Annotated in this window: 9 protein-coding genes; 8 read left to right on the forward strand and 1 reads right to left on the reverse strand. The window is 74.1% G+C overall.

The features are described 5' to 3' along the window. Window positions 1-768 (forward strand): NAD(P)-dependent oxidoreductase (locus tag DZF91_RS30410; RefSeq protein ID WP_147341461.1); only part of this gene is annotated, 768 nt, incomplete at its 5' end. Continuing rightward, window positions 768-1175, forward strand: coding sequence for a RidA family protein (locus DZF91_RS30415; protein WP_117360527.1), 408 nt, complete (start codon window positions 768-770; stop codon window positions 1173-1175). The genes DZF91_RS30410 and DZF91_RS30415, both read left to right, overlap by 1 nt. Here DZF91_RS30415 and DZF91_RS30420 read toward each other — a convergent pair. Further along, entirely contained in the window at window positions 1172-2092 is a 921-nt protein-coding gene (locus DZF91_RS30420) for a LysR family transcriptional regulator (protein WP_199486998.1), read from the reverse strand. The genes DZF91_RS30415 and DZF91_RS30420 overlap by 4 nt on opposite strands. A 117-nt stretch (window positions 2093-2209) precedes the next feature. Between DZF91_RS30420 and DZF91_RS30425 the strand changes: the two genes are divergently transcribed. The 6 genes from DZF91_RS30425 to DZF91_RS30450 all read left to right on the forward strand — a co-directional run bounded on the left by DZF91_RS30425 (window position 2210) and on the right by DZF91_RS30450 (window position 6655). Continuing rightward, window positions 2210-3022: an SAM hydrolase/SAM-dependent halogenase family protein gene (locus DZF91_RS30425; protein ID WP_117360534.1), complete on the forward strand. Its 813-nt coding sequence runs from the start codon at window positions 2210-2212 to the stop codon at window positions 3020-3022. 185 nt (window positions 3023-3207) lie between these two features. Continuing rightward, window positions 3208-4083 carry an ABC transporter substrate-binding protein gene (locus DZF91_RS30430; protein ID WP_117360528.1) on the forward strand — a complete coding sequence of 292 codons (876 nt, stop codon included), beginning with the start codon at window positions 3208-3210 and terminating at the stop codon, window positions 4081-4083. Between the two features lie 10 nt (window positions 4084-4093). Continuing rightward, window positions 4094-4954 carry an amino acid ABC transporter permease gene (locus tag DZF91_RS30435; protein ID WP_117360529.1) on the forward strand — a complete coding sequence of 287 codons (861 nt, stop codon included), beginning with the start codon at window positions 4094-4096 and terminating at the stop codon, window positions 4952-4954. Then, a complete protein-coding gene (locus tag DZF91_RS30440; RefSeq protein ID WP_117360530.1) occupies window positions 4954-5703 on the forward strand; it encodes an amino acid ABC transporter ATP-binding protein in 750 nt (249 codons plus the stop codon). The genes DZF91_RS30435 and DZF91_RS30440 overlap by 1 nt, the downstream gene beginning before the upstream one ends. Window positions 5704-5734: 31 nt before the next feature. Continuing rightward, window positions 5735-6127 (forward strand): NUDIX hydrolase, encoded by a 393-nt coding sequence (locus DZF91_RS30445; protein ID WP_117360531.1) that lies wholly within the window; start codon window positions 5735-5737, stop codon window positions 6125-6127. A 123-nt stretch (window positions 6128-6250) separates the two neighbouring features. Next, a complete protein-coding gene (locus DZF91_RS30450; protein ID WP_117360532.1) occupies window positions 6251-6655 on the forward strand; it encodes a hypothetical protein in 405 nt (134 codons plus the stop codon). The last annotated feature ends 132 nt before the right edge of the window (window positions 6656-6787 follow it).

A 6787-nucleotide genomic window follows, 5' to 3' on the forward strand; every position in this document is an offset into this window, starting at 1 on the left:
GCGGTGGTGCGGCGGTGCCACAGACCCGGGCGGCGGAGCATCGCGTGGCCCTCGTCCGGCACCGGGACGAAGTCCAGCGACGCCGAGGCCGTCGCCGGACGCGACCTGGTGATCAGCATGCTCACCGACGCGGCGGCCGTGCACGAGGTGCTGCTCGGCGCGGACCTCGCCCCCGGGACGCTCGTCGCCGAGATGTCCACGATCGGCCCGGACGCCCTCCGCGAGCTGGCCGGACGGCTGCCGGACGGCGTGCGGCTGGTCGACGCGCCGGTGCTGGGCAGCGTCCCGCACGCGGAGGCCGGCGAGCTGGTCATCGTCGCGGGCGGCCGGGACGAGGACGTCGCGGACGCCGCCGAGGCGCTGGGCGCGCTCGGGACCGTCCGGCACGTCGGGCCGTCCGGCCGGGGCGCGGCGGCGAAGCTGGTCGTCAACAGCGGCCTCGTCGCCGCGTTCGGCGCGGTCGCCGAGGCCGTGGACCTCGCCGTCCGGCTCGGGGTGAACCGGGACACCGCGCTGGAACTGCTCGGCCGCGCCCTCCCGCAGGCCGACCGCACCCGGACGCGCCGCCCGGACGCCCCGGTCACCTTCACCGCCGGACTCGCCGACAAGGACCTCGCCCTGGCGCTCGACGTCCTCGGCCCGGACGCCCGCGTCCTCACCGCCGCCCGCACGCACACCGCCGCTGCCGTCGCGCGAGGCCTGGGCGGCTCCGACATCACCGTCCTGGTCCCCACCCCCGCCCCCACTTCCACCAAGGAGAACTCCTGATGCGCGTCACCATCGACAACCCGCCCACCGTCCCGGCGACCAACGGCTTCTACTCGCACGTCGCCCACGTGGCCCCGGGGCCGCTGCTGTTCCTGTCCGGCCAGGTCGCGTTCGGCGAGGACGGCGAGATCGACCGCCCCGGCGACATGACCCGGCAGTCCGAGGTGATCATGTCGCTCATCGAGCGGCTGCTCGCCGCGCACGGCGCGACCTTCGCCGACGTGGTCAACATCCGGACGTTCGTCACCGACCTGTCCCGGGTCGCCGAGTACGGCCGGGTCCGCAACCGCTACTTCCCCAAGGAGCCGCCGACCAGCACGACCGTCGAGGTCTCCCGGCTCTTCCACCCGGACGCGCTGCTGGAGGTGGAGGTCGTCGCCGCCCCTCCGGCCGGGGCGGACGGCTAGCCCAGCAGCTCGGCGGCGACGGCGCGCAGGTCGTCCAGGAACGCGGTGACCGCCGGGGCGCGGCGGGCGTGCCGGGCGACCGCCGCGTACACCGTCCGCCGGGGCTGGACGCGGGCGTCCGCGACGGCCAGGGGGCGCAGGGCCACGTCGTCGCGCAGGCCGCCCACCGCGAGGGAGGGCACGAACGTCACGCCGAACCCGGCGGCGACCAGCCCGAGCTTGGACGTCCACTCGCCCACCCGCAGCGGCGTCCGCGGGACGAACCCGGCGGGCGCGCAGCGGGCGTGCAGGGCGGCGACGGCGGCCTCGTCGTCCGCGACGATCCACGCCTCGTCCGCCAGTTCGGCCAGCGGGACGGTCCGGCGGCGCGCGAGCCGGTGCCCGCGCGGCAGCGCCACCAGCAGCGGGTCGTCACCGAGGGCGACCGCCTCGGCGGACGCGATCCGGCGCGTCTTGTGCGTGCTGACCACGGCGAGGTCGAGCTCCCCGGCGTCCAGCGCGGGCAGCAGGCCCTCGGTCAGGCCCTCCCGCAGCCGGATCTCCACCCCCGGATGCCGTCCGCCGAACCGGTGGAGGGCGCGCGGGACGAGCACGGCGTTCGCGGTCGAGAACGCGCCGAGCCGCAGCGTCCCCGCGTCGACCTGGCGCAGGGCGTCCAGGGCGCGGGCGGTGTCGGCGTACCGCTCCAGCAGGGCCCGGGCGTGCGGCAGCAGGTACTCGCCCGCCGGGGTGGGCCGGACGCCCCGGGCCCCGCGCGCGAACAGCTCGACGCCGCACGCCTCCTCCAGTGCCCTGACCTGGCGGGACACCGCGGACTGGGTGTAGCCGAGCGCGGTCGCGGCGGCCGTGAACGAGCCCAGCTCGGCCACGGACGCGAACGTCCGCAGCAGCACGGGATCGAGGGCTTCGGGGCGCACCCGGCGCAGGATACGGGCACAAACCCCACCATGAGTGTGTGAATTAGCGGGCGACTTGGTACCCTCAAGCGTCACTTTCCGTGATAACCGCAGCTCGTGTTAGGTACGCCCGTGTCCGTGTCCGAGTCCCGCCCGTTCGCCAGCCTCACCACCGACTTCGGCGCCGCCTACAGCGGCACCTGCGCCGGTGTCATGTACGCGATCGCGCCCGAGGCCAACGTGCTCGTGCTCAGCGACGAGGTCACGCCCTACCGGATCGTCGAGGGGGCGATGCTGCTCCGGCAGGCCCTCCCCTACCTCCCGGTCGGCGTGCACGTCGGGATCATCGACCCGGGCGTCGGCACCCCGCGCCGTCCGGTGGCGGTCGCGACCGGACGCGGCGACGTGCTCGTCGGCCCGGACAACGGGCTGCTGGTCCCCGCCGCCGAGGCGCTCGGCGGCGTGACCGCCGCGCACTACCTGGAGAACCCCGCCTACCGGCAGCCGTCGATCTCCACCACCTTCCACGGCCGCGACATCTTCGCGCCCGCCGCCGGGCACCTGCTGGCGGGCGTCCCGATCACCGACCTCGGCCCCGCCGCGGACGCCCTGCTCCCCCTCGACCTGCCCGCCCCGGTCGTCGCGGACGGCTCGCTCACCGCGTCCGTCCTCTACACCGACCAGTTCGGCAGCCTCGTCCTCGGCGCCGAGCCCGCCGAGCTGACCGCCGCCTTCGGCGAGCTGCCGTTCGGCACCTCCCTGGAGCTGTCCTGGGACGGCGGCGAGGCCCGCGTACCGTTCGAGGAGACCTTCGGCAAGGTGGCCGTCGGCGACCCGCTCGTCTGGGTCGACTCGTCCGGACGGCTCGGGATCGCCGTCAACCAGGGATCCGCCGCCGCCCGCTTCGGCCTCGCCGACGGCATGGCCGTCACCATCACCCGGGCGCCGTGACCGCGCGCCCCTGACCGGACGGCCCGACCCGGCGCCGCCCGGACCGCCACGGCCCGACGCGCTCCACACCCCGAGCCGCCGCAGCCCGATCCCCCTCCCCCGCCCCACCGCAAGCCCGCCTTACCGCAAGCCCGCCGCTCCCGATCACCGCCGCAACCGACCCGCCGCATCGCTGGAGGCACGTCTTGGCCCGTCGACCCCTGCTGACCGCCCTCGCCGGTCTGGCCGCCCTCGCCGTCGCCACGACGGCGTGCGCGCCGCAGAAGGAGGACACCACCTCCGCCGACAAGTCCCCGGCGTCCGCCGCGTCCTGCGCCAAGGACAAGCTGAAGCTGACCAAGCCCGGCCAGCTCACGGTCGCGACCGACAAGCCGGCCTTCGAGCCGTGGTTCAAGAACGACGACCCGACCAACGGGCAGGGCTACGAGAGCGCCGTCGCCTACGCGGTCGCCGCGAAGCTCGGCTTCGCCAAGAACGAGGTCACGTGGGTGACCGAGTCGTTCGACTCGTCCTACGCGCCCGGCCCGAAGAAGTTCGACTTCGACGCGAACCAGATCTCGGTGACGCCGGCCCGCGAGAAGGCCGTCACGTTCTCCGACGGGTACTACGACGTCCAGCAGGGCGTGGTGACCATGAAGAACGGCAAGTACGCGGGCGTCACCTCCGTCGCCGAGCTCAAGGACGCGAAGATCGCCGTGCAGGTGGGCACCACCGCGCTGGCGGCCGTCCGCGACCAGATCAAGCCGAGCAGCCGGCCCAAGGTCTTCAACGACCAGATCGACGCCGTGAACGCGCTCAAGAACAAGCAGGTCGACGCGATCGTCCTGGACCTGCCGACCGCGTTCTACGTCACCGCCGCGCAGGTGCAGGGCTCCAAGATCGCCGGTCAGCTGCCGCAGAGCGCCGGCGGCACCGAGCACTTCGGCCTGCTGCTCCAGCAGGGCAACCCCCTCGTCGGCTGCCTCAACCGGGCGATCGGCGAGCTGAAGTCCTCCGGCGAGCTGGCCAGGCTGCAGCAGCAGTGGCTGACCGCCGCCGCGGGCGCGCCCGTCCTGAAGTGAGGATGACCCGGTGACCGCCACCCCCGACACCTGGGTGAAGAGCGAGCGGCAGCTCGCCCGCGAGCGGGCGCGCCGCCGCGCGGGGATCCGCAACGGCTCGCTCGCCGCCGCCTCCACGATCGTCTTCCTGGCGGTCGTGGTGGGCGGCGTGCTGGCCTCACCCGGCTGGCCGAGCGTCCAGGACAAGTTCTTCGACTGGGGCGAGTTCAAGGGCGCGTTCCCCGACGTGCTCGACGGCTTCTGGATGAACGTCCGGATCTTCCTGATCGCCGAGCCCGTGATCCTCGTCCTCGGGCTGCTGGTCGCGCTCGCGCGCGGGCTGCGCAACCCGCTGTTCTTCCCGCTCCGGGCGCTCGCGGTGCTGTACACCGACGTGTTCCGGGGCATCCCGACGATCCTGCTCGTCTTCATGATCGGCTTCGGGCTGCCCGCGCTGCGGCTGCAGGGCCTGCCCACCGACCCGGCCGTGCTCGGCGGCGGGGCGCTCGTCCTGTCGTACGGCGCGTACGTCGCCGAGGTGTTCCGCGCGGGCATCGAGTCGATCCACCCGAGCCAGCGGTCCGCGGCCCGGTCGCTCGGACTGTCGCAGGCGCAGGCGCTGCGGTTCGTCGTGCTCCCGCAGGCGGTGCGCCGGGTCGTCCCGCCGCTGCTGAACGACTTCGCCTCGCTGCAGAAGGACACCGCGCTCGTCGGGACGCTCGGCGTGGTCGAGGCGCTGCGGCAGGCGCAGATCCACTCGGCCGAGGACTTCAACTACACGCCCTACCTCGCCGCCGCGGTGCTGTTCATCGCGCTGACGGTGCCGATGGCCCGGTTCACCGACCATCTCGCGGCCCGCGCCGAGCGCCGCCGCGCCCCCGGAGGCAAGTGATGAGCGGACCGCTGCTGGAGGTCGAGGGCCTCTGGAAGACCTACCACGCGCACCCGGTGCTGCGCGGCGTCGACCTGAAGGTGGACGCGCACGAGGTCGTCTGCCTGATCGGCGCGTCCGGGTCCGGCAAGTCCACGCTGCTGCGCTGCGTGAACCTGCTGGAGGAGGTGGACGACGGCGCGATCACCCTCGACGGCGACGAGATCACCGCGCCCGGCGCCGACCCGGACGAGGTGCGCAAGAGGATCGGCATGGTCTTCCAGTCGTACAACCTGTTCCCGCACATGTCGGTGCTGGACAACATCACGCTCGCGCCCGTCCGGGTGCACCGCCGCGGCCGGCGGGAGGCGGAGGAGCGGGCGCGCGAGCTGCTGGAGCGGTTCGGCCTGGCCGACAAGGCCGCCGAGTACCCCGACCGGCTGTCCGGCGGCCAGCAGCAGCGGGTGGCGATCATCCGCGCGATGGCCTGCGACCCGAGCCTGCTGCTGCTGGACGAGGTGACCTCCGCGCTCGACCCCGAGCTGGTCACCGAGGTCATGGGCATCATCCGGGAGCTCAAGGACCAGGGCATGACGATGATCCTGGCGACCCACGAGATGGGGTTCGCCCGGGACATCGCCGACACCGTCTGCTTCCTCAGCGACGGCGTCCTGCTGGAGCGCGGCCCGGCCGAGCAGATCTTCACCGAGCCGCGCGAGCCGCGCACCCGCGAGTTCCTGCGGCGCGTCCTCGCCTCGCGGCGCCTCTGACCACCCCCGAAGAGCTGGGAACGACACCTCCATGGATCTCGATGTCGTCGCGTGGGTCCACGTCGTGGACGGGCGGCTGCTGGCCGTCCGTTCACGCGGCCGCGACCTGCTGTACCTTCCGGGCGGCAAGCGCGAACCCGGCGAGGACGACTGGTCGGCGGTCGCGCGGGAGGTCCGCGAGGAGCTGGGCGTGACGCTGGACCGGCCGTCCTTCGAGCGGCTCGGCGTGCTGCGCGCCCCCGCGCACGACCAGCCCGGGCACTCGCACGTCCGGATGGCGTGCTTCACCGCCGGGCACTTCGGCGAGATCACCGCCCGCGGCGAGGTGGACGAGTTCCGCTACGTCGGCCGCGCGGACCGCTCCCTGCTGGCCCCCGCGTCCGCCGCCGCGTTCGACCTCGCCGCCGAGCACGGGCTACTTTGATCACTCAATTCAACACGCGGCAATATTGATTGACCGGGACCCGTCCGGCACCCCACACTGAACGCGTCAGCAACTCAAGGTGACAGAGCGCGCTGACGTCAGATTCGGCCAACGGGGGTTCCCATGCACGACCACATCACCTACGCCGCCGGACGCCTCGGCACGGCCGGCTCCCTGCCGGACCTGCTCGCCGCCGCCTTCGACGGCCTGGAACTCGTCGAGCGCGCCGCGACCGTGCTCGCCGACCCCTCGCGCGGCCCCGTCCGCCCCGGCCTGGACACCGCCCTCTCCGAGGCCAGCCAGGCGTGCTGGGCCCTCGCCACCGCGCCGACCGTCCAGTCGGCCGAAGCCGGGCCCCCGGCGCGCACCCTCGGCATCCGCGAGACGGTCGAGACCCTCAGCCGGTTCTGCCTGCAACTCACCGAGGCCCTGGTGGCGGCCACGGCGCACACCCTCGACCCCGCCGACCGCATCGCCTGCCTCCGCGCGGCCCGGCACATCGCCCGCGCCCACGTCGTGCTGATCTGACCCGCGCCGCCGTCCCGCCGTCCCTGGTTCCGCCGTCCCCCGTCCCGCCGTCTCGGGCCGGCCGCGCGGGCGGGAGCCGGACGGCTCACCCGGCAGGTCGGCGGCCCGTCCCTCCCCGGCCGGGCCGCCGAC

Source organism: Actinomadura logoneensis (genome assembly GCF_003428695.1).
Taxonomy (GTDB): domain Bacteria; phylum Actinomycetota; class Actinomycetes; order Streptosporangiales; family Streptosporangiaceae; genus Spirillospora; species Spirillospora logoneensis.